Source organism: Marinomonas sp. ef1, assembly GCF_002806845.1.
Lineage (GTDB): Bacteria > Pseudomonadota > Gammaproteobacteria > Pseudomonadales > Marinomonadaceae > Marinomonas > Marinomonas polaris.
The window spans coordinates 56,570-81,469 of the sequence record NZ_NHTT01000012.1; the positions used below are offsets into that span (position 1 = coordinate 56,570).

Consider the following 24,900-nt stretch of genomic DNA (forward strand, 5'->3'; position numbering starts at 1 on the left):
TTATACGCATCTTGGCGTGCATTTGGCGATGAGAGGAGTAGATCTATGCCAGTCCCAATGATTTGCCCATGCGGAACAGAAAGTCCTTATGAGATGTGTTGTGGTATGTACCACAACAATCCAGGCACCGCTCCGACAGCAGAAACACTAATGCGTTCGCGCTACACGGCTTTTGCTATTGGTGATTTTCAATACATAGCCGCCACGCAAAAATTAGAAGATGAGCCAGATCAAGACACTGCAGACATCCAAGACAGTAATGAACATACCAAATGGATAAAGCTAGAAATTAACGCAACAGAAGATGGCTTGGAAAAAGACAAAACAGGGGTTGTCGCCTTCTCTGCTCATTTCAAAGAAGGCAAACATATAGGTCGCCTAAACGAACGATCGATATTTAAAAAGATAAAAGGACAATGGTTCTATATTGCTGGTGAGCACGATATTCAGAAGAACACGCCGTTAATTAATTCTGAAGCTATGAACATAGGCAGGAATGACCCATGCCTATGTGGATCTGGTAAAAAATTCAAGAAATGCTGTGCTGTTGCTTAACTTAGTCAACAGCGTCCCATTTTTCTTTTATGCTTCTCAGCTCATCTTCAATGGATAAAAAAGTGCGCACCAACTCTGGATCAAAGTGTGTGCTTGCCGCTTGCTGAATATGCTCAAACGACTCTTCTATTGTCCAACTCTTCTTGTAAGGACGCTTCATAGTAAGCGCATCAAATACATCCGCTAAAGCAACAATACGAGCGGATTGTGGGATATTTTCCCCTATTAATCCTAATGGATAACCCGTTCCATCCCATCTTTCATGATGACCTAATGCAACTTCTGCTGCCAATTTAAATAATGGCGCTTCTCCCCTTATTAAAATTTCATGCCCAATGACGGTATGCTGACGCATTATCACCCATTCATCATCTGTTAGCTTATTAGGAGATTTTAAAATGCTATGAGGAATACCCACCTTACCAGTATCGTGCATAGGTGCAGCCAGTTTTAACAATTCGACCTGTGATTCTTCCCACCCTATCGTCCTAGCTAATGCTGCACAATAATCCGCCATTCTCCACATATGCACACCAGTATCGGTGTCGTTAAGCTGACTTACCGCACCTAACATACCTATAGCGGACTCCAATGCTTCATCAAGCTCTCGAGTTCTATCATCAATAATTTGTTTGTTACGTAAATTTTCTTCAGCTAATTTTAAGTGGGTTGACACTCTAGCTAAAGTTGTTAGAGGCGTTATTGGCTTAGTAATAAAATCCACACAACCAACATCAAAACCTTTTTGCTCGTGCTGAGGATCAGTAACAGCCGTTAAAAAAATAACAGGAATGTCTTGTGTTTTTGGGTTAGATTTCAATCGCTCACATACTTCAAAACCATTCATATCTGGCATCATAATATCCAGCAATATAATATCTGGTAAGCATCGATCAATAATATTTAAAGCTAACAGTCCGCTTTTTGCCACTTGGACATGGTACTGTTCCGACAGAATATCTTTAAGTAAATCAATATTTCTAGGAACATCATCAACAATAAGTACTCTTTTGTTTTTTGAAGCCATCCGACTTACTATTTCCTTTGTACTAGCCAATTCGCTCTCCTTTACTACACTCATGATACGAAGCCACGTTTAAAAGCCTGAATCTTACCCATGGCATCTTGATAATCATAAGAAGAAATATCTTCTAGGGCAGACTTTAAAATATCTATACCTTCGTAATCAGAACATTTTTCGATTATTTTTTTGACTAACATTTCAGAATCAGAATCTCCACTCTCTAAAAACAATTCTAATTTTTCAATGTCAGACCATAAAGAAATTAAACCTTTATTATCCCGCGAAAAAGAGCCGCTTTCTTGTTTAGTCAACGAGTTAAATCCATACTTCATTATCCAAAACTCAAGCTTTTCAATCAAAAGATATGGATCTAACGGTTTATACAAAACATCATCAATACCTAAATCTGCAAGGTTCTCTTGCTTTAAACTTAAAGCATCGGCCGTCAAAAAAAGAATAGGGGGTTTTTTATTACGTAATGAGCTGAATATCTTTTCACTGGCCTCATAACCATCCATTATGGGCATCCTAATATCCATTAGAATCAAATCATAATCGCGAAGAAGTGACTTTTCCCAAGCATCTTTACCGTTTTCAACCCAATCAACGGATGCCCCTAGCTTTTCAACTATAGCCTTAACGATATTGGCATTTATTTTGTTATCTTCAGCTAATAATATAGTTTTACTTTTAAAGAACTCTTTATTACCTAAAGCAGCCTTAATGGATTTCTCATTCTTTGAATCGTCTTCACCTAAACTAAAAGCAGCTATTTTTTTATGCAGATTGGTAGGAGTAACAAGTCCTGACACTTGACAATCAGGCATATTCAAATCGCTACCATTTAAGAATAGTATATGCTTTTCAAAACCTTTGAGTTGTTCAGAAACCATACCTTCATCATTCAACCAATGACGGCCTGCAATTATCATCAAGTGATTTTCTGACATATCCGATAGTTTCAACTTAGAGATACGGTCAAAATTTAGCTCTGTAAAAAAAGAAGCTATGCCAAGGTCTTCTTCAAATATAGTCACATTTTCTAAATGTGGTAAAGTCGATTTCGAATCTGGGCGGTAAGGAAGTTTAATTGTAAAAACACTGCCTTCGTTCAATACACTTTTATAAGAAATATGACCGCCAAGCAACCCCACTAGTTTTTGCGTAATACTCAACCCCAAGCCAGTACCGCCATATAACCTTGTAGTACTGCTATCGGCTTGTTTAAACACACCAAACACATCGACATTTTCAGCTATGCCAATACCACTGTCCTGCACATCAATCAAAATTTCTTCGTTATTTGATTGATGAATTTTAACCATGACGGAACCAGAATCTGTAAACTTAATTGCATTACCAACCAAATTTACTAGAATTTGCTGAAGTCTGGTCTTATCACCAATCAAACTATCACTAATGGTAAAATCACGAAATATCATAAAATCTAAATTTTTGGATCGAGCTGGGTTTTCACCCGTCTGATAAACATACTCCAGTACTTCATCTAAGCTAAACGATCTATTTTCTAAATCTATTTTACCTGATTCAATTTTTGAATAATCTAAAACACTATTAATGATCGAAAGAAGAGCATCAGCCGACTGCTGAATTTTAAGCACTTTTTCGCGATGATCCCTACCTAAATCCCCATCTAATAATAAATAACTAAAGCCGACAATAGCATTCATTGGGGTACGAATTTCATGACTCATTGTTGCTAAAAACTCTGATTTAACTTTTAAAGCTTGCTCTGCAGAAAAAACAGCAATTTCAAGCTCGCCAGCTAATTTCTGAGATCTTTCAAAAGACTGCTTTGCGACTTTTAATTGTTTGAAAAGCATTACTATAATAAAAACCATAGTAATAGTTAACAATGCAATTAAAGACCCCAAGTAAAGAAATAAACCTAAACTATCATTCCTCTGTTCAACCTTATTCTTTGACCTAGAAGCCAATGTACTTAAAACAACACCTTCGGTTTCTTTAAGAAGAAAATTGCTTTTTTCTAAAAGCTCCTCAACATTGATTAGTGATTTATCAACAAAAAGACGATGATCAATTTCAGATACTTCGCTCTGAAGGGTCGCCATTAGCTCGTCGGCATTGTCTAAACGGTTAAATAAAATCCTTAATTGCCCTTTGGCTAATACATTCACGCGACTATAAAGAATATCAAATCGAACACGTGAATCATTTAGTCGCTCCTCACTAAAATCATCTTCCAATAACTTTAGTGAGTTCCTTAACTTCAAAGTTTCTCTATCTAGTTGATATGCGGCCCACAATGCATCTTCTTCAACCGCTGATAACATTATTTTCTGTCGATCAACCAATTCAGTAAAAATTAACATAGCTGCTCCCATAAATATAAGTGCAGTTGCAGCCAGCAAAACGAAAGGCGATGACCTCTTTGCTCCGAGCATTTTAGCGATTGAAGAGAAGCGAAATTGCATACTAAATATTACTCAACGTTTATCGATTTGATTTGCCAAACAGAGCGATTATGTATAACTTCATTATTCAAACTTGGGGTACTACTAAAAGGATAAAGCAGAAAAAGAGGCCCTTTATCCCTTACGCTCATAGCTTTACCGTTCATATCCATTGCAAGAATCACATCGTAGTCTTCAGCATCTTTTTTTGGCACTTTTGCACTGTAATCATTTAAAGCAGTTACAGATAGTTCGTCTGTTTTAGCACCCACTGCGGACATCACAGAACGTAACAAAGGCCCTCGATAAACATCAACACCTTCACTCCAAGGGGTCATGGTTTTTTGGTTTACCACTTCAAGGTTCATCAGCATGTTGCGGTCAAATTCGGCCGTTTTTCCGTCTGTATTGGTATTTTCGATGTTTCCTGTGATCGTTAAAATAACCGGACCTGTTGGCTTAGATAAAGTCTGCGCGTGCAAACCAGTAAAAGCGAACACACCTAATAACATTATTCCCGCGACAAAATTTTGCTTCATTCAAATCACCTCAAGACGGATTAATATTGCCGCAGTATAGTGAATAAATTTCTAGTTTTCGTTACTGATTTACGAAACGACACGTTTTCTACACCAAGCAAAACAAAGGTCGAACAATAGATACAAAAAAACCGCAGAAGCGGCTTTTATATTCTTTAAGTATCTAAAAATTAAAAGATATTTAAGGTACTGGATGACCTTGAGATGCGACCCAAATACGAAACCAATCATCATCACTAAGCGGAGTAGACACAGCATCTACTGCTGCAGCTAAACGAGCAATTTTTCCAGATCCCATAACAGGACAAATACCAGCTGGATGACGCAATAACCATGCGACAACAATTTGATCAACTGTACAATTTTTTTCCTGCGCCAACTTACTCAACACAGCTTGAACTCGCTTTGCTTTTTCGCTTGTTCCTGAAAACAATTCACCACCAGCAAAAGGTGACCAAGCCATTGGTGTTACAGCATGCTGCTGCACATGATCCAATGTACCATCTTCAAAGTGCTGCAACGCCAGCGGAGATAATTCGACTTGATTAATAATCAAAGGAGCATCAAGGCGCGACTGCAACAAATCGAATTGACGAGTGGTAAAGTTGGATACGCCGAAATGCTTCACCTTGCCAAGCGTAAACAGCAAATCAAATGCCTGTGCAACTTCATCTGCATCCATCAAAGGACTTGGACGGTGCAATAACAAGGTATCGATATGCTCACATTGCAAATTCACCAAAGATCGATCAACACTCGCCAATATGTGCTCAGCACGATAATCGTAACGATGCACCTGAATGTCTGGGCGATTCTCTGACGGCAACAAAATCCCACACTTAGTGATGATTTCCATCTTATCTCGCAAAGCAGGTTTAAGCTTTAACGCTTCGCCAAACAAAGCTTCACACTGATAACCACCATAAATATCCGCATGATCAAACGTCGTCACACCAAGATCTAAACATGCTTCAATAAAGCCTAGTGTTTCTGAAGCAGTCATATTCCATTCTTCTAGCCGCCAAAAACCTTGAGCGATACGTGACCCTTCAAAACCAAGGGGATGATATTGGTGTCTCATGGATATTTTCCTCAACTTCATTATTTTATTTATCAGCATTCTAAAGATACTTTGTTATAAAAAACAGCAAACTGAGTGAATCGGCATAACTGACAGGAAACATCATCGAAGGTATACTATTGCACATTCAAGACCGACCTCTAACGAAAGAGCGACGCGACCACTTAACAATGGACACACTATAACGAATAAATTACGGCCAATATCGAACACTTATAATTCACACGCAGCGACACATAACGAACCGCAAAGTCGAAACAATAAACACCACTGTGATGGACTTAATAATGAATTCAATTACGCTAGGCCCTCTTTCCAAAGCCAATGGAGAGATCCAAATTCCGGGTTCCAAAAGCCTTTCAAACCGTATTTTATTGTTAGCAACGCTAGCAAAAGGCACTACTAAAATCACCAATCTACTAGACAGCGACGATATTCGCCGCATGCTAGAAAGCCTAACTAAACTGGGCGTAAGCTATTCACTTGAAGACAATGGCACAACCTGTGTATTAGAAGGACTTGGCGGTCCGATCCAGGCGGATTTCGGTGATTTATTCCTTGGCAACGCTGGTACAGCAATGCGCCCCTTGACTGCAGCACTTTGCCTAGGCAAAGGTGAGTTTCATCTACATGGTGAGCCACGCATGCACGAACGCCCAATTGGCGACCTTGTAGATGCTTTGCAAGCACTTGGTGTCGACATCGCTTACGAAGGCGAGAAAAATTACCCACCTTTGCGCATTAAAGCAAATGGCTTATCTGGCGGCGAAGTGTCTATTAAAGGCAACATCTCAAGCCAATTTCTAACCGCTATATTGATGAGCGCCCCATTGGCAAAAGATGATTTAATCATCAAAGTTGATGGCGAATTGGTTTCTAAGCCTTACATAGACATCACGCTACATGCCATGAAGCAATTTGGTGTGGAAGTGGAAAACCAGAATTACCAAGCATTTGTTGTAAAAGGTCAGCAAACTTACCAAAGCCCTGGTGAAATAATGGTAGAAGGCGATGCCTCTTCTGCGTCTTACTTCTTGGCAGCTGCTGCTATTGCAGGCGGGAAAATTAAAGTCCACGGCGTTGGCACAGACAGCGTACAAGGTGACGTGAAATTCGCCGATGTACTGGCGAAAATGGGAGCAAAAATCACCTACGGTCCAACTTGGATCGAAGCGGAACGTAACGAGCTTAACGGCATAGATATGGACATGAACCACATTCCTGATGCGGCCATGACCATCGCAACAACCGCACTATTTGCCAAAGGTCCAACAACGATTCGCAACATCTACAACTGGCGCGTGAAAGAAACTGATCGTTTATATGCCATGGCGACTGAACTGAAAAAACTCGGTGCCGACGTGATTGAAGGCGAAGATTTCATTACCGTCACACCCGTTGAGAAACTTCAACATGCGGCCATCGATACTTATAACGATCACCGCATTGCGATGTGCTTCTCACTCGTTGCCTTCTCAGATACGCCAGTGACCATCAACGATCCGGGTTGCACATCAAAAACCTTCCCAACCTATTTTGAATTGTTCAATACCATCGCCAGCTAACAGTCACTTTAGATAACACGAAAAAGGCCAAATTCATTAAAAAATTTGGCCTTTTTTCACATTACAAACTGCAAATTACAAATAAAAAAGCCCCAGCTTTTTGACGGCTGGGGCAAGGCTCTCAGTACAGGATTACTAATAAAGGGGATTATCAGTAATAGATTTCAGTAAAAAGGGAAATGATTTACTGAAAAATTAAGATTGTGGTTGTGCTGGCGTTTCCAGCTTTTTAATCTGTTGCGGAGTTAACAAGGCATACAAGCCTGCTCTATTTTTTGCATAGGCAATGGTAAGATCTTCGGTTAACTCACCGCTTTTTTCTGCAAGATCATCAACTTTGTCCATATAATCTTTTGAACTCGGTGACAGGCTACTTAGCTCCATTTGAGTTGTTTGTAGCTGCTCTTGAATTTTACGAATCGCCTTGCCATCTTTTTCAAAAAGATCAGATACTTTCGACTGCGTTTTTTCATCTAAACCAAGTTGTTGAGCCATACGGCTTGCAAGCTGCTCATGACTTGGTACTGCATTCATTGGAGCTTCCTGAGTGGCTTGACCTTTGACAACATCACCTTGAGGTGATTTTGTTTCTGCATAAGCACTCACTGCTACACCGGTTATAATCGCGGCACTCAAACCGATAACACCCATCATTCCTGCTTTTTTACGATTAAACATAGTTGGCTCCTTAAGCTCTGTTTCCTGTTTGGATGAAATCTATTATGTCCATTTATTCGTCAAACAGTATCAAAGAGAGTGAATCGAGATGCACAACTTGTCATGAGAGCGTAAGGGAAAATGCGCATTCGCAGATTTTCCCCATTAACCGAGTAAGACCGAACATATTCTTAGGAATGGCGATGAATGGCTTTACGCTCATCCTCTTTTTAAACATGTGAAAGCGCAGGATCCCAGTCTTTCCAGACAACTTCACGTCCCTGCTCACGAATCATCGCCATAATTTCAGCGACTGGTCGCTCGTCGCTGATCTCAAACTGTTCAAGAGCTTCTTGAGAGTCATCCGCGTATCCACCCGGCTGGGTTTTGGATTCTGCACTCATAGTGGTAAAACCCATTCGCACCGCATGATGACGGAATTCAGGTGATTCACGAGTAGACAGACTCATTTCTAAATCTCTATCAAACAAACGCCACGCCGCAATAAGCTGAACCAATTGTCGATCAGAAATTATCGACTTTGGCACTATGCCACCTTCACAAGGACGAATACGCGGAAACGCCACACTAAAGCGGCTTCGCCAATAGCGCTTTTGCAGGTGCCGTAGATGATGCGCCATCATCACCGAATCCGTGCGCCAGTCTTCCAAGCCAAGTAACACACCCAAACCAATCTTATGAATACCAGCCTGCCCAATACGATCAGGTGCGTCGAGGCGATAATTAAAGTTTGATTTGTTACCCCGCAGATGATGCTCAAGATAGGTTTTGCGACGATAGGTTTCTTGATAAACCAGCACCCCATCCAGACCGATACCTTGCAGCTGTTTGTATTCGCTAGCATCTAATGGCTGAACTTCCATGGAAAGCTGGCTAAAATGCGGCTTAATCAAGGGAATCATGCGCTCAAAGTACGGCATGGAAACCTTATTAGTTTCCCCAGTCACCAAAAGGATATGATCAAAACCTTTACTCTTAATCGCTGCGACTTCTTTTCCCACCTGAGTTTCATTCAACGTAAGACGCTTAATCGCATTACTCATAGAAAAGCCACAATAAGTGCATTCGTTCGCACAAGTGTTAGATAAGTACAAGGGTGCAAATAAGCTCAAAGTATTGCCAAAACGCTGCAAGGTAAGTCGTTCGCTTTTCGCGACCATTTCCAACAAATAAGGCTCTGCTGCTGGCGAGATCAAGGCAGCGAAATCATCGACATCGAGCTTGTCCTTACTCAAGGCTCGCAACACATCTTTTTCGGTTTTCTCTTGATGAGATTGGGTCACTGCTTGCCAATCTGTACTCTCCACAAAATGACTAAACTGCCCTTCTACCGCTGGGCTTTGTTCTAACAAACGAATTTTATTACTGCTTCCGTCTATCATGACAATGCCCCGAGAAAATCAGTCAATGGACTCGTTGCTTGAGCCTGCACTCGCCTTTCCCCCAAACCGGACTCATACCCCATTCGCCCCGCTTCCACCGCAAGTCTAAAAGCTTTACCCATTTGTGCTGGCTGTCTAGCAACGGCCATAGCGGTATTCACCAATACCGCATCAGCACCAATTTCTAGCGCCAATGCCGCATCAGACGGTGCACCAATACCAGCATCCACAATCACAGGCACAGTACTTTGCTCGATAATGATTTCCAAAAATGGGCGACTTGCCAACCCCATATTCGATCCAATCGGCGATCCAAGCGGCATCACGCACTGACAACCCACTTCTTCTAATCGCTTACACAGCACAGGGTCAGCATGGACATAAGGCATTACCACAAAGCCTTTTTTGATCAACTCTTCGGCAGCCAACAAGGTTTCCATGCCATCTGGCATCAAGTAACGCGGATCAGGATGAATCTCTAACTTCACCCAGTTGGTTTGCAATGCTTCTCTGGCAAGCTCGGCAGCAAATACCGCTTCTTTCGCGGTGCGAGCACCGGAAGTATTGGGCAGCAGTTTTATGCCCTGCTGCTGCAGAGGCTTAAGAATATTATCCGTCTGGTTTTTTAAATCCATACGACGTAATGACAAGGTTACCAGTTCGCTTCCACTGGCGGTTAAAGAATCCATCATGGCGTCGGCACTGGCGTATTTCCCTGTACCAGTAAAAAGTCGAGAATGAAATTCGTGTCCTGCAATAAATAAAGACGACATATTAGCCCCCAGCAATGGATTCAAAAATAAACACCTGACTCTGCTCATTCAACTCAGTACTGCGCCACAAACTCTTTGGCACCACTTGCTGATTTATCGCAATAGCAATGCCTTGCTCGCTCTTGTCTAAATGAGTAAGCAAGTCCTGCAAAGTTTCCCCTGAGAATTCATGAGGCGCATCGTTCAGCATGATTTTCATTACTTGCCTCCCTTATTTCTTTGAGTGTTCAAGTGCATTTCAAACAAGCAAATAAGTGATCGAGTCGCGGCTTCTGGCTCAACCGCTTTGGTAATAGCCGTTACTAACGCAACACTATCAACACCCGTTTGAGCTACAGCAGACAAGCGCTCTGCATTGATGCCACCAATCGCAACGGTTGGAAACACGCCTTTTAATAAAGTCGCGTAATGGGCAAGTCGAGTTAGTCCCTGCGGCTGAGATGGCATGTCTTTGGTTTGTGTAGGGAAGATATGACCTAACGCGATGTAACTTGGCTGAATGGATTGAGCGCGGGCAATTTCATAGTAACCATGAGTACTGATGCCAAGCCGCATGCCAGCCGCTTGGATTTGTGCTAAATCTGCCAAATCTAAATCTTCTTGGCCAAGATGAACCCCATAAGCGCCAAAGGCGATGGCCTGCTGCCAATAGTCGTTGATAAAGACTTGGGCGTCGTACTCTTTGCCCAAGGCAATCGCCTGCTGGATTTTATTTTCCAGATATTCATCGTCAGGGTCTTTGATACGCAACTGGGCGAGTTTCACTCCTTGCTTGAGCACTAACTCTAACCAAGCAATGGAATCCACTACTGGATACAAGCCCATTTTATCGAGATCCACCTTGGCAAAAGGCAAACTTATCGACGTCGTAGGATTATTTGGCGTGACAATTGTTGGCAGATTTTCAATTTGCAACGGCCAACCAGGACGACCAAGCGGCCCTGCCCCTTCACCAATTTGCACGCCGGTTTTTAATGCACCCGTGATATAGGCTTTGGCCATGGTCATAGCATCTAAAAAATCGTAACCATGGGCGATAAAGCTAGCCAGCGCTGTCGACAAGGTACAACCCGTGCCTCGTGTATTGTGTACAGAAAGCCTTTCACTTGCGAAACCAATGATAGAGTTACGATCTACTAACCAGTCAGTTGAGCCATCTAAGTGACTGCAATGGCCTCCTTTAAGCAACCAACGGCTTTCAGACGCTGCGAAATACGGTGTCATTTCAGCCTGCAAATCCTCAATAGCCAGTTCACCAGATAAGCCCGTAAGCGCACTAAACTCCATCAAATTTGGTGTGATCACATCTACATACGGCAAAATATGATCCAGCAAACTCGCACCTGCGTCGGTTTGCTGCAATTGATTGCCCGATTCACTACTCGCCGCCATAACAGGGTCAAATACCACCTGCACTTTCGGGAAATATATTTTTATAAGTTTCAACCAATTCGAGCACGCTTTAACTATCTCGATTGAAGGAAGCAAACTCACTTTAATAGCATTTGGCGGCACATCATCGAGCAAGGTTTGCCATTGCTCATCAAACATAGTCAAAGAAACCGGTTCAACAGAGCGCACCTCTTTGGAGTTTTGCGCTGTGATGCAGGTGATAATCGTTTGTACATGGCAGTTTAAATCTTGCCCCGTACGCAAATCCGCTTGAAGTCCTGCGTGGGCGGACGAATCCGACCCGCCCACACACCAGACAACAGGAGGTTTTATAGACATAAATCCTCCTTTTACTTACAACGATTTTTCTTTTGATTTATCGGTTGTAAGCTTATCTGTGGTTAAGTAGACATCACTGCCTAGCTCACGGAATTGCTCGGACATTTTTTGCATGCCCGTTTCGGCTTCACTGACATCAACTGCGTTCGCTTCTAAAGCACTCGTATCGATTTTTTGAGCGTCCTCTAGACCTTTCGCATAGTCACGCACTTCTTGGGTGATTTTCATCGAGCAGAATTTTGGCCCACACATGGAACAAAAATGCGCTACTTTGCCAGAGGCCTGCGGCAATGTTTCATCATGGTAAGAGCGAGCCGTTTCAGGGTCTAACGATAGGTTAAACTGATCTTCCCAACGAAACTCAAAGCGTGCTTTCGACAAGGCATTATCTCGAATTTGCGCCCCAGGATGGCCTTTGGCTAAATCCGCCGCATGGGCAGCGATTTTATAAGTGATCAAACCTTGTTTAACGTCTTCCTTGTTAGGCAAACCGAGATGTTCTTTTGGCGTCACGTAACACAACATGGCACAGCCGTACCAACCAATTTGAGCGGCACCAATGCCAGAGGTAATGTGATCATAGCCCGGTGCGATGTCTTGAGTTAATGGCCCCAACGTATAAAACGGCGCTTCGTGACAATGCTTAAGTTGTTCTGTCATATTCTCTTCGATCAATTGCATTGGCACATGCCCAGGACCTTCAATCATCACTTGCACATCGTATTCCCAAGCAACTTTCGTCAGCTCGCCCAAGGTGCGAAGTTCCGACATTTGCGCTTCGTCATTGGCATCCATAATCGAACCCGGACGCAAGCCATCACCAAGCGACAAAGCCACATCGTATTCCGCACAAAGCTCACAAATCTCACGAAAACGTTCGTACAAAAAACTTTCTTTGTGATGTGCCAAACACCATTTAGCCATGATGGAACCACCACGAGACACAATTCCTGTAAGACGCTTAGCCGTCATTGGCACATAACGCAGCAATACACCCGCATGAATAGTGAAATAATCCACGCCTTGCTCCGCTTGCTCGATCAAGGTATCGCGGAATACTTCCCAATTAAGATTTTCAGCCACACCATCGACTTTTTCTAAGGCTTGATAAATTGGTACAGTACCGATTGGCACGGGAGAGTTACGTAAAATCCATTCGCGAGTTTCGTGGATATTTTTACCAGTAGACAAATCCATCACGGTATCCGCGCCCCAACGAGTAGACCAAACCAGTTTTTCTACTTCTTCTTCAATGGAAGACGTCACGGCAGAGTTACCGATATTAGCGTTTACTTTCACCAAGAAATTTCGACCAATAATCATTGGCTCAGATTCAGGGTGATTAATATTGTTAGGAATAATGGCACGACCTCTTGCTACTTCGTCGCGCACAAACTCTGGAGTAATACGAGTTTGCAGATTAGCACCAAAGCTTTTTCCAGGATGCTGCCTCAATAACAACTCGCTCTTGATGGCATCGATATTCTGATTTTCACGCAGTGCGATGTATTCCATTTCCGGCGTGACGATGCCTTGGCGAGCGTAATGCATTTGCGTCACACATTTACCTTGGCGAGCTTTGCGCACTTTAGGCAATTCTTTAAAGCGTAATTCGTCCAGTGCAGAATTTTCTAAGCGTGACTGGGCAAACTCAGATGACACGCTCGTTAATACTTCGGTGTCATTACGCTTATCAATCCATGGCGCACGCATTGGCGCCAAACCACGGTAAACATCGATATTTTCTTGCGGATCAGCATAAGGACCAGAGCAATCGTAAACATAAATAGCTTCGTTTGGTTCGAAAGTAAGATTGTCTGGATCAGAACCTATCGGTGTGTCTGTCAGATTGATCTTGCGCATAGGAACGCGAATCGAGTCGTCTGAGCCAGTTAGATATATACGTTCAGACGCGGGAAAAGGTCTTGCTTGTAATGATTCGATAAAAGATTTCGCGGCTTGGCGTGATTCTTCACGAGACTGCTTTTTAGATAAGTTGGCTGGTTTTTTATGTTGATTGGCTTCGCTGTTCAATTCGCTGTTTAATTCATTAATAGTCGACATGAGCACTTCCCTTATTTTTAAAATGGAGAATTGCTTGTCTGGGGTGCTGTTTCACAGGCAAACGCACTACTGGCGTTAATTGCAAAACGTGAACCCTGAATTTTATTAAAAAGGATGCTTTAGAGGATATGACTGCATCGATTCCATAAAAAATCAGGAGTTCATTCGATGCAGAAAAGAAAAATGGAGACTTTCTTGTTTCCTACGCGGGTATTAGCCCGATCAGGTTCTGCGGATCCCGCACTTAATTATGCGATCTCAGCCAAATGGCACTCCGACAAGTTGTGCAAGCATACTCTCAGGCAATAGATCTTGTAAATACGGATTTTTTGCCCGATTGATCAAGAGCTTTCCTTCAAGAGCAAAATACAACTTATCAGGGCCACTAAAAATAAAATGAATAGTTTACTGAGTAATACCCCAATGCATCATCAAATCTGATTTATCAGAATCATGAAGCCACGCATTAACCTTTCCAAGCAAATGGCTATTATCTTTTTTCATCATATAAACTTTAACACTCGACGTACCAGCTAATATTTGCTTTGAAGAAACACAAAACACACCCTTTTCATGCAGTTGGTAATAGTTGCCTTCTATTAAATCTGTAATCATGGCGTCCGCCGTGTTATCACGAATTCCTTGCAAGTTAGCAAAATTATCTTTAGTCCGAATGATATCAGCAGATGTAATGTGCTCATCCACATAAGTTTGGTTGGTGCCACCTGGATTCACTATGACTTTCACGGTGGGCTGATTAATATTTTCTAGTGTATTCAGTGGCTTAGCATTACTGCAATTGCTTAGAATGATCTTGCCATTTGCAGCTACAGAATCGGATAAAGAAAACTGCTCTGCACGCTTTTGCGTTTTCGTCACACCGCCAGCTGCAACATCAAACTTATCATTAGCAAGATCTTGAGAAAGTGCAGGCCAAGTTGTTTTAACGAAATTTACTTTTAAGTCCAATGACTTTGCCAGGTTCGTCATCATATCAACATCAAAGCCCTCTAAATTTCCGGCTTTGCTATAAAACGACAAAGGAGAATAATCCCCCGTTAATCCAACCTTTAATTCCCCACTCTGCTTTATTTCATCCCAAGTACGGGCTTGAGCAGCTTGTGAACTTAATAGGACTAACGCGGCAAAAGATAAAAACTTCACGCTATTTTTTTTATTTTTCTCAAACATCATATACGTAGCACTCATAGTTTAATTTAATTATCGCCTTGCATTTCCAGCGCCATTTTATAAAGGTAATTTTTCTTTTCACCGGTTAATTTAGCCGCCATAGCTGCCGCTTGTTTAACTGGTAAGTCTTCTAACAATATTGTCAGAATACGCTTCGCTTCTAATTCTGCTTCGTTACCGCTTTCTTGCGTAAAACTCAGCATAACGACGAATTCACCACGTAATTGGTTAGCATCTGCATCGAACTTGACAAGAATTTCAGATGCGGTACCAGACAAGAAAGTCTCGAACGTTTTCGTTACTTCGCGAGCCAATACTAATTGCGCGTCTTCACCATAGACTTTTTGCACATCCGCAATTGAATCATAAATTCGGTGAGTGGATTCGTAAAATACCACGGTGCCAGTTTGCTTCTTCCAAGATTCAAATAAATCACAGCGCCCTTTGGATTTGGCTGGTACAAAACCCGCAAAAAAGAATTGATCCGTTGGTAAGCCTGAGGCGCACAAAGCGGCGACCAATGCACAAGCACCTGGGATCGGCAAAACTTTATGGCCTTTTTCTCGTAATGCATGCACAACGTGATAGCCAGGGTCAGATATAAGCGGCGTTCCTGCATCAGACACCAGAGCGACACTCTTACCTTCGTCTAATAAGCTCGCTACATAATCAGCTTTGTCTTTTTCATTGTGATCGTGAATGGAAAAAAGTTTTGCTTCAATGGCAAAATGATTGAGTAAACGTCGGGTGTGTCGAGTGTCTTCAGCTGCGATATAGTCTACATCACGTAAAGTTTGCTCGGCTCTTTTACTGAAATCGTCTAGATTACCAATTGGGGTGGCAACTATGTATAGCGACCCTCTCGCATCATCAGAACTATGTGGTACCATGTGGCCTCTTTTATTTGTCATTTTATAAGCTTATGAGCCTAATTAATTACCGCATCATATCATTAACTCTTTGCTCTTTTCTGCTAAGCGCCTGTAATTCCATGAATTTAAATATGGATCAGTCTCAAAACAGGGTACAAAACGCCAGTAGCAGCTCGCAAGAAAGAACCTTGCCGCCTAGCATCTACCATCCAATTAAAACTTCGGATGTTTCTAAGGAGCTAGCGGATGCCTACAACGCAGCAAAAAACTTCTATGCACAAGGCGAGTATCAACAAACCATTGATGAATTAGAAAGTAAGGTGTTAATTACAACATCGTCGATTCAATTTGAAGCCTATTTACTTGCTGCTTTAGCTTCTTCAAATTTAGACAATTCCACCGACGCTTTAGCTTACCTAGAAAAAGCCGACAAACTGCCTGCAGCAAGCCATCCTGACAATCAGAATCGATTGAAAGAAACAAAAGCATCGATTCTTGAATACTTTGGCAATTGGCTTGAAGTCGTAAATCTACGAATGGATTTAACTTATAACCTTCCGCTAAATGAAGGTGAAGAGAATCAAGCAAAATTATGGATGGCTATCCAAAATTTAACGCAAAATGAAATTGATGAATTATACCAGCTGCAAAAACCCTTACTTAATGGCTGGCTGACCATCAGCAGCATATTAAGAGATCAATCACTGTCAATCGAGCAACAACTCAAGATATTCAAAAATTGGCAGATTGAAAACCCAAACCACCCCGCAGCACTTTCGCCACCGCAAGATTTCGAAATCATGTCATCCGTTGAACAGATGGCACCGAAAAAAATCGTCTTGATGTTACCAATGAGCGGCAAATTAGAACGCGCATCTCAAGCCATTGTAGATGGCTTTTTTGCCTCTTTTTACAACCAAAAAGAAGCAAGGCCACAAGTTAGCATTGTTAACATTGATGACTATTCAAACATTAGTGAAGCACTTGCCGCCGCAAATGCACAACAACCCGATGTCATCATTGGGCCATTGCAAAAAAACAATGTTGCTCAAGTAAGTCGTTTAGACCTACCTTACCCGGTGATAGCACTAAATCAGCTGGACATAAATCAACACCCAAAAAATCTTTATCACTTCTCCTTGAGCGCAGAAGATGAAATACACGAACTGATCACCTTCGCTAAGCAAGAAGGCGCAACGAAAGCGGCGATCCTTAGCACTCAGGATACATGGGCACTAAAACAAAGTGATGAATTTCGTGCCGCAGCAGCGAAAGAAAACGTCACCATCACTTCTAATCAGTCTTATGCCAACACACCAAAAGGCAGACAAGATGCGATTCAGAAACTGCTTTTGATTAATGAGAGTTATGCCCGTAAAAGATCCGTAGAAAAATGGATAGGCACAAGCGTAGACAGCATCGCAAGATCTCGCGAAGATTTGGATTACGTCTATTACATTGGCAAACTCAACGACGCTAAACAAATCAGACCTCTTTTAGATTTCTACTTCGCTGACAAAATACCAATGTTAGCCAGCAGCACTCTAAATGATAGCGCCCCAGAAAGATCAACAAAACCTGAAGATATTGAGCGCATACTTTTTACAGAAGCTCCAGCTCTTACGCCAAACAACACTTCGTTAGATGCTTTGCCTAAAAATCAAAATTCAAATATTTTGCGCAGATTACAAGCTCTAGGTGCCGACTCGTATTTACTAGCAAGCAAATACCAGCTATTCACCCTGCTTCCGAGCACTAAAATTTCTGCAAATACTGGCATTATCACCATGGATGAGAATGGCATATTTCATAAACGACCTGAGATCATGACTTACCGAAAAGGAAATTTGGTATATGCAACCAGTCACCAGTTTTTTAAACAGAAGGAAGGCACCGAAAAATAACGGTGAGAAAGCCGAGCAAGCAGCCGAAGCCTTTTTACTAAAGCAAGGGCTTCGGTTTGTAGAACGAAACTTCTTCTGCCGTATCGGAGAAATTGATTTAATTTTTTTAGATCAAAATACCTATGTTTTTGTAGAGGTGCGCTTTCGTGCGAATAACACTCACGGCAATGCCGCTGAAAGCCTTGGACAATCAAAGCTTAAGAAAGTACGCAACAGCGCGGCTTTATGGCTACAAAAGAATAATAAAGTAAATAACGCAAGTCGCTTCGATGCGATACTATTTGACGAAAAAATAGACTCTCAACATTTAACCTGGCTTAAAGCAGTATTTTAATCACTATGGATTTTCAAGAAGCAATCTACACACAATTTGCCCAGAGTTTTGAAGCACAACAACAAGCCCTGGAAAGTTTACCTCCTTATATTGAACATGCTGCAAAAGTGATTTTTTCAAGCATTGCTTCTGGTGGTAAAGTTATTTGTATCGGCAACAGCACAGGATCTCACCTGTCTCAGTACTTCAGTACTTTAATGTTAGACCGAATGGACAGAGAGCGCCCTGGACTGCCAGCAATCAACCTAAGCGGCGAAGGCTCCGCTCTATTAGCAATTACTCATAACGATAGCTATCACGATGTTTTCTCAAAGCAAATCACTGCACTAGGCAATCAAGGCGACATACTGTTTGTCATTGCTAACAGAGGCAACACCTCACCAATAATACAAGCCATTCAAGCGGCCCATGAACGCAAAATGAGTATAGTCGCGCTAACTAGCCCAGAAGCAAAAAATGTCTCGTCACTCACCTCTCAGGATGATACAGAGATAAAGATCAATCTTCTTGGCACAGCCAGAGTGCACGAATGCCAACTTAGCGTCATTCACATATTGGTTGACCTACTTGAGCGCCAACTATTTGGCTACGAAGACTAAGTAGATTCAATCAAAAATATTTGAGACAAAAAAAGAGCCACTTTAAAGCGGCTCTTTTTTTGTCTGTTAGAAAAGTATAGCGAGATGTTGCGCTATTCTTTATTTCACAACTTTCAACTGAAAACCTTTTTTAGGTTCTGGTGGTGTTGGAGTCGGCTCATCAAAAAATTCTTCATCCGGAAAAACAAAACCATCGCCATTTTCTTTTGCATATAAAGCCAGTGCCGCTCGTATCGGCACATAAACCTGCATAGGTTTACCGCTAAAGCGCGCCTCAAACGAGACAGCGTCTTTATCCATGATCAAATGACGCACAGCAGACATACCAATATTTAAAACTATTTGACCATCTTTAACAAACTCGGTAGGCACCACGACATCTTTTTGCTGAGCGTCTACCAGCAAATAAGGCGTCATATCGTTATCAGCAACCCAAGAATAAGCGGCATTTAATAAATAAGATCTTTTCGGTAACATTTTGTCTCCTACCTAATAAATATTTAGTAAAAAAAAGGAGCTATAAGCTCCTCTTTTGCTACTTAACAAAACCGAGATAAAGCCTCAGCTTAGTCTAAACGCATTTCTTGTTCTGCTTCAGAAAGGCTTTCTTGGAAAGACTCACGAGCAAAGACAAGATCCATATATTTGTACAGCGCTCTTGCTTGATCCTTAGGAATCTCTACGCCAAGTATAGGCAAACGCCACAAGATTGGAGCCAAACAACAATCCACGATAGTAAACTCATCGCTCATGAAATAAGGTTTTTCTTCAAAAATTGGAGTAACGTTCAACAAACCTTCACGTAATTCTTTTTGTGCTTTAGCAACAGCTTCTTTGTCCTTACTGGTAAGAATCAAATCAACTAGCTTTGCCCAATCACGCTGAATACGATACATAAACAAACGACTTTCAGCACGAGCAACAGGATATACAGGCAGCAATGGTGGATGTGGAAAACGCTCATCCAAGTATTCCATCATGACATTTGGCTCATAAAGAACCAAATCACGATCAACTAAAGCTGGTAGCTCATTGTATGGATTAACATCCGCCAACTCGTCTGGCTTGTTAAACGGGTCTACATCTATGATGTCCACTGTGACGGCTTTCTCAGCCAATACAATACGAACTCTATGGCTGTAATGATCTTCTCCATCAGAGAAGAACGTCATTGAGGAGCGCTTTGCAATAACACCCATGTCTAACCCCTATATTGAAAACATCTACATCCCCTTCAAAGGAGGGGACAAACTATAATATGGTGACGAAGTAACAAAAATATTACATGATATCGTCAACACAGAAAATTTTTCATGGAATATTTACTCGCGCACCTCTTATAAAACAAGGCTTTAACTTAGTACTTGAGTCTATAAAGAGAAATATCTCAAACCTAGACTTCAAGCAACACGTAGCAAACTAAAATACACTTATGAAACCATGAATTTCAAAGCCCGACTATTCTAACATTATTTTCAAACAATTTTTCTTAGAAAAACCATTTTGTTGCAAGAATTCTATAGCCAACTTTATTTCAAGCAAAAAAAACGCTTGGCGAAAACACCAAGCGTTTTGATAATAATTCCAAAGCGAAAATTAACGCTTAGAGAACTGAGGACGACGACGTGCTTTGCGTAGACCAACTTTCTTACGTTCAACTTCACGAGAGTCGCGTGTAACGAATCCTGCAGAACGTAGAGTACGACGTAGAGTCTCATCATATTGCATCAAAGCGCGTGTGATACCGTGACGGATCGCACCAGCTTGACCAGAGATACCACCACCTTTAACAGTGATATAAACGTCAAATTTTTCAGTAGCGCCAACAAGTTCAAGAGGTTGACGAACAACCATTTGAGCTGTTTCACGACCGAAGTACTGAGAAAGAGTACGGTTATTGATAACTAGGTTACCAGAACCCGCTTTAAGGAACACACGAGCGGTAGACGTTTTACGACGACCTGTACCGTAGTATTGAGTAGCTGACATAATGATCTTCCGTATTAAATGTTAAGGGCTTGAGGCTGTTGAGCAGCATGTGGATGCTCAGTACCAGCGTACACTTTCATTTTCTTGTGCATTGCACGGCCCAAAGGACCTTTTGGCAACATACCTTTTACGGCGATTTCAAGAACGCGCTCAGGAGCGTGATCAATCAACTTCTCGAAATTCATAGAACGCAAGCCGCCTGGGTAACCAGTATGGCGGTAGTATTGTTTAGCAGCTGCTTTGTTACCTGTAACGTGAATTTTCTCAGCGTTAACAACAACGATATAATCGCCAGTATCAACGTGTGGAGTATATTCAGCTTTATGCTTGCCACGTAGACGACGAGCAATTTCAGTAGCCAAGCGGCCTAGAGTTTTGCCTTCAGCATCAACCACGAACCAGTCGCGGCGAACTTCAGCAGGTTTAGCTGTAAAAGTTTTCATCAAAAAACCCTTTCAATACGCGTGCTCAATGACACGCTATACCTATTATTATTGGTTGGCCAAGTAGTAAACTACTTGATCAACGTACACTTACCTTTAAAAAGGCGAGCGAAGTATATACCAACACAATGAAATATGAAAGTCGAAATACACTTAAGGACGGTGCTCTAAAGACAAATATTCTTCTGATTGCATCTCTAATAATCGACTCACTGTACGGTCGTATTCGAAAGCCAATCGCGTACCCGTATAAATATCTGGAATAGCAACTTCTGCAGAAAAAATCATCTTAACATGGCGATCATAGAACTCATCTACCAAGTTAATAAAGCGTCTCGCCAAATCATCTCGTGACGCATCCATTTGCGGTAAATTAGAAACAATTACCGTAGTGTAAAGACGCGCTAGTTCAATGTAGTCAACCTGACTTCTTGGCCCATCACACAACGCTTTGATATCAAACCAAGCAAGCCCTTCACAGCTTCGTAACAAAGGAATGCTACGACCTTCAATTTCTGCAGCACCACCCTCAACAACATGCGAGGCATCAGAAATTAAACTCATGAAACGCTCATTTAAAGCCTCATCCGCTTCCTCACTTAAAGGAAAGTGATAAAGTTTAGCTTGTTTCAAGGTACGCAATCGGTAATCCACACCACCATCAACATTCATGACTTTAGTGTATTTTTTCACAAGGTCGATAGCCGGTAAAAAACGTGCCCGCTGCAAACCATTTTTATACAAGCCATCTGGCTCTATGTTCGAAGTTGCCACTAAAGTCGTGCCATTTTCAAACAGCACCTCAAGTAAGCCAGCCAAAATCATAGCATCAGTTATGTCTGTCACAAAAAACTCATCAAAACACAACACCTGCGCTTTAGACGAAATTTCCTTACCAACAATCTCTAATGGATTTTTAACATCATGCAACTTACGAAGCTCTTGGTGAACCATCTGCATAAAGCGATGAAAATGGAGACGCATTTTCTTTTCTGTTGGCAAACAGTCAAAAAAAGTATCCATTAAATAGGTCTTACCTCGACCTACTCCACCCCAAAAATACAACCCTTGCTCAACAGTCGGCGCTTTCTTTTTCAAAAAGCGTCCCAAGAGGCCACTGGAGGATTTATCTGCTTGGCTCGCAACCAAACGGTCAAATAAATCCTGAAGAGCTTCCACTGCTTCTTCTTGAGCTGGATCGTAATTAAAGTCTGTTCTTGTCAAATCTTGCTTGTAACGTGTAATGGGTGTCATCGCAGCTCTTTCGTTCGATTAGTAAATTATGCTTATTCTAACAAATTGCATCTTAAACAACACCTATCAAGCTGTTATCGTAGGGGTGGTTTCGCTATAATGGATTATCTGTTTTTTGGAGAAAGTCATGAACTTAGAAGAATTCAACATTATTATCTTTATTACCGGCATCATTATTGGCTGTGTTGCTACACTTGCTCTTAAAAGCTACAGTGCAAAAAATAACAGCAAAAAAGCTGACTCAAGCTCAAACATCATCACGATGAAGTCACTACAGCAAGAGCTAGACAGCAAGCAAGTTATTATCGACAACTTCTTCACTGACAGTAATGAACACTTAATGTCTGCAGAAAAACGCTTAGCAGACCTCAGAAACACTCTTGCAGATAATGCAACTCAATTAAGCAACATAAAAATTGAAAGAAGCACAGCCGCTTCAAACAATACCGATACTATTGAGCCTGCATCTTTCGAACCACCAAGAGACTACGCTCTGAAAAAAGATAAAGAGCCTGGTACACTGAGCGAATCATTCGGTCTTGATGATAGAAATATAGACCTCGAACCAAAACGAACTTTTTAACAAGAAAACATACCAACAAAAAACGGGCTTTCAAAAGCCCGTTTTTTTTCATCTGTTTAACATCTCACTAAGCTGGATTATCTACATCAATAAAGACTGCTTCCAAACCACACTCACTAGATAAATACGCAGCCATAGACTGCGCCCCAAAACGCTCAGTTGCATGATGCCCTGCCGCAATAAAATGAATATCCATTTCACGCGCAATATGAATTGTCTGCTCAGAAACCTCACCAGTGATAAATACATCCACACCAACAGCTACGGCCTGCTCTATATAGCCTTGCGCACCACCAGTACACAACGCCACCCGATGAATTGGGCGATCATTAACACATTCAAATAGTATATTTCGACCAACAGCAGATTCGACTATTCCTCGAAATACATCAGATGTAACTGGCTCACTTAACTCACCAACAACTCCGATAGACTCTTCTATAGGCACGCCTACCTGCAAGCCAGACCGATTTAAAAGCCCAATAGCATCAGCTAAGCCAGCATTATTACCTAGCGTAGGATGTGCATCTAATGGCAAGTGATAGCCATATAAATTGATATCATTTTTAATCAAAGACGCAATTCTACGATATTTCATACCAACAATTCTGGGATCTTCATTCTTCCAAAAATAACCATGGTGAACGAAGATAGCGTCTGCTTTATAGTCAATAGCAGCATCAATTAACGCCTGACTAGCAGTTACACCAGTAACCACGCGGTTAATCTCTTTTTTTCCTTCCACCTGCAACCCATTGGGCGCATAATCTTTGAAGCGACTTGGACTTAATGTCTTATTAAGCAATAACTCAAATTCACTGCGTAGCAAAACAACTCCTTATACTTTATGAATCAAAAAACCTACTGGACGCCCATCATTATCTCTATTCTCTCTGGCACTTGTATAGGTCTAGCTGTACTACTTATACAGGAGAAACAAAAAATCTCCGACTCTAGCTATTCAACGCCAGTCAAAATCGCCACACCTTCTGTTGTTAACATTTACACCCAAGTCATACAACAAAAAGGCCTTAGCGATTCAAACAAAGCAAAACACAGCGTTAACCTAGGCTCTGGCGTCATAGCAACGAAAGATGGCTTCATACTAACAAACCATCACGTCATTCAAAATGCACAAAGTATTGTCATTGCTCTTCATGATGATAGACGTGTTGAAGCAAAACTCATTGGCTCAGATCCATCCACCGACCTAGCGGTTTTAAAAATAGACTTACCTAATCTTCCCAACATTAAAATGGGCAACAGTGACAAGGTGTCAGTTGGAGACAAGATCCTCGCTATAGGCAACCCATTTGGAATTGGACAGACGGTAACAGCAGGCATTATTAGCGCCAAAGGCCGAAACAGCATAGGCCTTAACACCTATGAAAATTTCCTACAGACGGACGCAGCAATAAACCCAGGCAATTCAGGCGGCGCGTTAGTCAATCTACGAGGCGAACTCATTGGCATTAGCTCTGCCATTTATTCAAGCACTGGCGGCTCACAAGGAATTGGCTTTGCCACACCGATTGACGACGCTCTCGATGTTATGACCGATATTATAAAACAAGGGGAAGTAGTAAGAGGATACTTAGGAATGGACGCTCAAAAAATAACTCAGTCTCTGGCAGATAACTTACTCTTACCATCAAATCACGGACTATTAGTAAGCGATATAACTAAAGAAAGTCCTGCTGAAAAAGCCGGAATAGAAGTTGGGGATATAATACTTGAAATTAACAACACGCCGAGCGAAGACCCATTTCAGATAAGACACCTAATAGCATCACTAAAACCTGGAACACGCATTTCGCTGGTTGGCATTCGCGGGCAGCAATCCTATCAGACAAATATCATGCTAGAAAAACAACCCACGATGCAACGTATTACATATTAGGATA

25 protein-coding genes and 1 riboswitch are annotated in these 24,900 nt (G+C 41.7%); of the genes, 7 read left to right on the top strand and 18 right to left on the bottom strand.

All coding sequences use genetic code 11. The annotated features are described in order from the left end of the window. Positions 1–45 precede the first annotated feature (45 nt). Positions 46–555: a YchJ family protein gene (locus tag CCS02_RS16370; RefSeq protein WP_072841892.1), complete on the top strand. Its 510-nt coding sequence runs from the start codon at positions 46–48 to the stop codon at positions 553–555. A 1-nt stretch (position 556) separates the two neighbouring features. Here CCS02_RS16370 and CCS02_RS16375 read toward each other — a convergent pair whose 3' ends face one another. From CCS02_RS16375 to CCS02_RS16390, 4 genes are all read right to left on the bottom strand, one after another. Further along, positions 557–1,612 carry an HD domain-containing phosphohydrolase gene (locus CCS02_RS16375; RefSeq protein ID WP_232728894.1) on the bottom strand — a complete coding sequence of 352 codons (1,056 nt, stop codon included), beginning with the start codon at positions 1,610–1,612 and terminating at the stop codon, positions 557–559. Between the two features lie 20 nt (positions 1,613–1,632). Beyond that, positions 1,633–4,035: an ATP-binding protein gene (locus CCS02_RS16380; protein WP_100637149.1), complete on the bottom strand. Its 2,403-nt coding sequence runs from the start codon at positions 4,033–4,035 to the stop codon at positions 1,633–1,635. Positions 4,036–4,043: 8 nt separating this feature from the next. Continuing rightward, entirely contained in the window at positions 4,044–4,553 is a 510-nt protein-coding gene (locus CCS02_RS16385) for a molybdopterin-dependent oxidoreductase (protein ID WP_100637150.1), read from the bottom strand. A gap of 181 nt (positions 4,554–4,734) precedes the next feature. Then, the gene (locus CCS02_RS16390; protein WP_100637151.1) at positions 4,735–5,634 is read right to left on the bottom strand and encodes an aldo/keto reductase; all 900 of its coding nucleotides are present in this window, start codon (positions 5,632–5,634) and stop codon (positions 4,735–4,737) included. A gap of 287 nt (positions 5,635–5,921) precedes the next feature. On the opposite strand from CCS02_RS16390, the gene aroA reads away from it, so the two are divergent. Then, positions 5,922–7,199 (top strand): 3-phosphoshikimate 1-carboxyvinyltransferase, encoded by a 1,278-nt coding sequence (gene aroA / locus CCS02_RS16395; RefSeq protein ID WP_100637152.1) that lies wholly within the window; start codon positions 5,922–5,924, stop codon positions 7,197–7,199. A gap of 195 nt (positions 7,200–7,394) precedes the next feature. Here the strand turns inward: aroA and CCS02_RS16400 are convergent, their stop codons facing one another. The 8 genes from CCS02_RS16400 to rsmI all read right to left on the bottom strand — a co-directional run bounded on the left by CCS02_RS16400 (position 7,395) and on the right by rsmI (position 15,908). Beyond that, positions 7,395–7,877: a Spy/CpxP family protein refolding chaperone gene (locus tag CCS02_RS16400; RefSeq protein ID WP_100637153.1), complete on the bottom strand. Its 483-nt coding sequence runs from the start codon at positions 7,875–7,877 to the stop codon at positions 7,395–7,397. A gap of 209 nt (positions 7,878–8,086) precedes the next feature. Then, positions 8,087–9,259 (bottom strand): 2-iminoacetate synthase ThiH, encoded by a 1,173-nt coding sequence (gene thiH, locus CCS02_RS16405; RefSeq protein ID WP_100637154.1) that lies wholly within the window; start codon positions 9,257–9,259, stop codon positions 8,087–8,089. Further along, positions 9,256–10,032, bottom strand: a complete 777-nt coding sequence (locus CCS02_RS16410) for a thiazole synthase (RefSeq protein WP_100637155.1) — start codon at positions 10,030–10,032, stop codon at positions 9,256–9,258. The genes thiH and CCS02_RS16410 overlap by 4 nt, the downstream gene beginning before the upstream one ends. A 1-nt stretch (position 10,033) precedes the next feature. Beyond that, positions 10,034–10,231, bottom strand: coding sequence for a sulfur carrier protein ThiS (thiS, locus tag CCS02_RS16415; RefSeq protein ID WP_072839874.1), 198 nt, complete (start codon positions 10,229–10,231; stop codon positions 10,034–10,036). Beyond that, entirely contained in the window at positions 10,231–11,763 is a 1,533-nt protein-coding gene (thiE, locus tag CCS02_RS16420) for a thiamine phosphate synthase (RefSeq protein WP_100637156.1), read from the bottom strand. The genes thiS and thiE overlap by 1 nt, the downstream gene beginning before the upstream one ends. Before the next feature lie 15 nt (positions 11,764–11,778). After that, entirely contained in the window at positions 11,779–13,827 is a 2,049-nt protein-coding gene (thiC, locus tag CCS02_RS16425) for a phosphomethylpyrimidine synthase ThiC (RefSeq protein ID WP_232728895.1), read from the bottom strand. A gap of 182 nt (positions 13,828–14,009) precedes the next feature. Next, a riboswitch (TPP riboswitch) is annotated at positions 14,010–14,114 on the bottom strand. Positions 14,115–14,232: 118 nt separating this feature from the next. Beyond that, positions 14,233–15,021 (bottom strand): transporter substrate-binding domain-containing protein, encoded by a 789-nt coding sequence (locus CCS02_RS16430; RefSeq protein WP_198515403.1) that lies wholly within the window; start codon positions 15,019–15,021, stop codon positions 14,233–14,235. Between the two features lie 23 nt (positions 15,022–15,044). Next, complete coding sequence (gene rsmI / locus CCS02_RS16435) at positions 15,045–15,908, bottom strand: 16S rRNA (cytidine(1402)-2'-O)-methyltransferase (RefSeq protein ID WP_100637157.1); 864 nt, start codon at positions 15,906–15,908, stop codon at positions 15,045–15,047. Between the two features lie 113 nt (positions 15,909–16,021). Between rsmI and CCS02_RS16440 the strand changes: the two genes are divergently transcribed. From CCS02_RS16440 to CCS02_RS16450, 3 genes are read left to right on the top strand one after another with little or no spacing between them, the layout of a single operon-like run. Next, positions 16,022–17,794: a penicillin-binding protein activator gene (locus tag CCS02_RS16440; RefSeq protein WP_232728896.1), complete on the top strand. Its 1,773-nt coding sequence runs from the start codon at positions 16,022–16,024 to the stop codon at positions 17,792–17,794. Beyond that, positions 17,745–18,128: a YraN family protein gene (locus tag CCS02_RS16445; protein WP_100637159.1), complete on the top strand. Its 384-nt coding sequence runs from the start codon at positions 17,745–17,747 to the stop codon at positions 18,126–18,128. Before CCS02_RS16440 ends, CCS02_RS16445 begins: the two co-directional genes overlap by 50 nt. 5 nt (positions 18,129–18,133) lie before the next feature. Next, on the top strand, positions 18,134–18,727 hold the full coding sequence (locus CCS02_RS16450) for an SIS domain-containing protein (protein ID WP_100188409.1): 594 nt from the start codon (positions 18,134–18,136) through the stop codon (positions 18,725–18,727). 99 nt (positions 18,728–18,826) lie between these two features. Here CCS02_RS16450 and CCS02_RS16455 read toward each other — a convergent pair whose 3' ends face one another. The 5 genes from CCS02_RS16455 to zapE form a co-directional block, all read right to left on the bottom strand. Continuing rightward, positions 18,827–19,204 (bottom strand): ClpXP protease specificity-enhancing factor, encoded by a 378-nt coding sequence (locus tag CCS02_RS16455; protein ID WP_072839868.1) that lies wholly within the window; start codon positions 19,202–19,204, stop codon positions 18,827–18,829. A gap of 89 nt (positions 19,205–19,293) precedes the next feature. Beyond that, on the bottom strand, positions 19,294–19,926 hold the full coding sequence (locus tag CCS02_RS16460) for a glutathione S-transferase N-terminal domain-containing protein (protein ID WP_072839867.1): 633 nt from the start codon (positions 19,924–19,926) through the stop codon (positions 19,294–19,296). A gap of 397 nt (positions 19,927–20,323) precedes the next feature. Beyond that, on the bottom strand, positions 20,324–20,716 hold the full coding sequence (gene rpsI / locus CCS02_RS16465) for a 30S ribosomal protein S9 (RefSeq protein ID WP_072839866.1): 393 nt from the start codon (positions 20,714–20,716) through the stop codon (positions 20,324–20,326). Positions 20,717–20,730: 14 nt separating this feature from the next. Further along, complete coding sequence (gene rplM / locus CCS02_RS16470; protein WP_072839865.1) at positions 20,731–21,159, bottom strand: 50S ribosomal protein L13; 429 nt, start codon at positions 21,157–21,159, stop codon at positions 20,731–20,733. A gap of 153 nt (positions 21,160–21,312) precedes the next feature. Next, positions 21,313–22,413 (bottom strand): cell division protein ZapE, encoded by a 1,101-nt coding sequence (gene zapE, locus CCS02_RS16475; RefSeq protein WP_100188410.1) that lies wholly within the window; start codon positions 22,411–22,413, stop codon positions 21,313–21,315. A gap of 127 nt (positions 22,414–22,540) precedes the next feature. Between zapE and CCS02_RS16480 the strand changes: the two genes are divergently transcribed. Then, complete coding sequence (locus CCS02_RS16480) at positions 22,541–22,996, top strand: DUF1043 family protein (RefSeq protein WP_072839863.1); 456 nt, start codon at positions 22,541–22,543, stop codon at positions 22,994–22,996. Between the two features lie 67 nt (positions 22,997–23,063). On the opposite strand, the gene CCS02_RS16485 is transcribed toward CCS02_RS16480, so the two are convergent. Then, positions 23,064–23,825: a Nif3-like dinuclear metal center hexameric protein gene (locus tag CCS02_RS16485; RefSeq protein ID WP_100637160.1), complete on the bottom strand. Its 762-nt coding sequence runs from the start codon at positions 23,823–23,825 to the stop codon at positions 23,064–23,066. A gap of 18 nt (positions 23,826–23,843) precedes the next feature. On the opposite strand from CCS02_RS16485, the gene CCS02_RS16490 reads away from it, so the two are divergent. After that, on the top strand, positions 23,844–24,896 hold the full coding sequence (locus tag CCS02_RS16490; RefSeq protein ID WP_072839861.1) for a S1C family serine protease: 1,053 nt from the start codon (positions 23,844–23,846) through the stop codon (positions 24,894–24,896). The last annotated feature ends 4 nt before the right edge of the window (positions 24,897–24,900 follow it).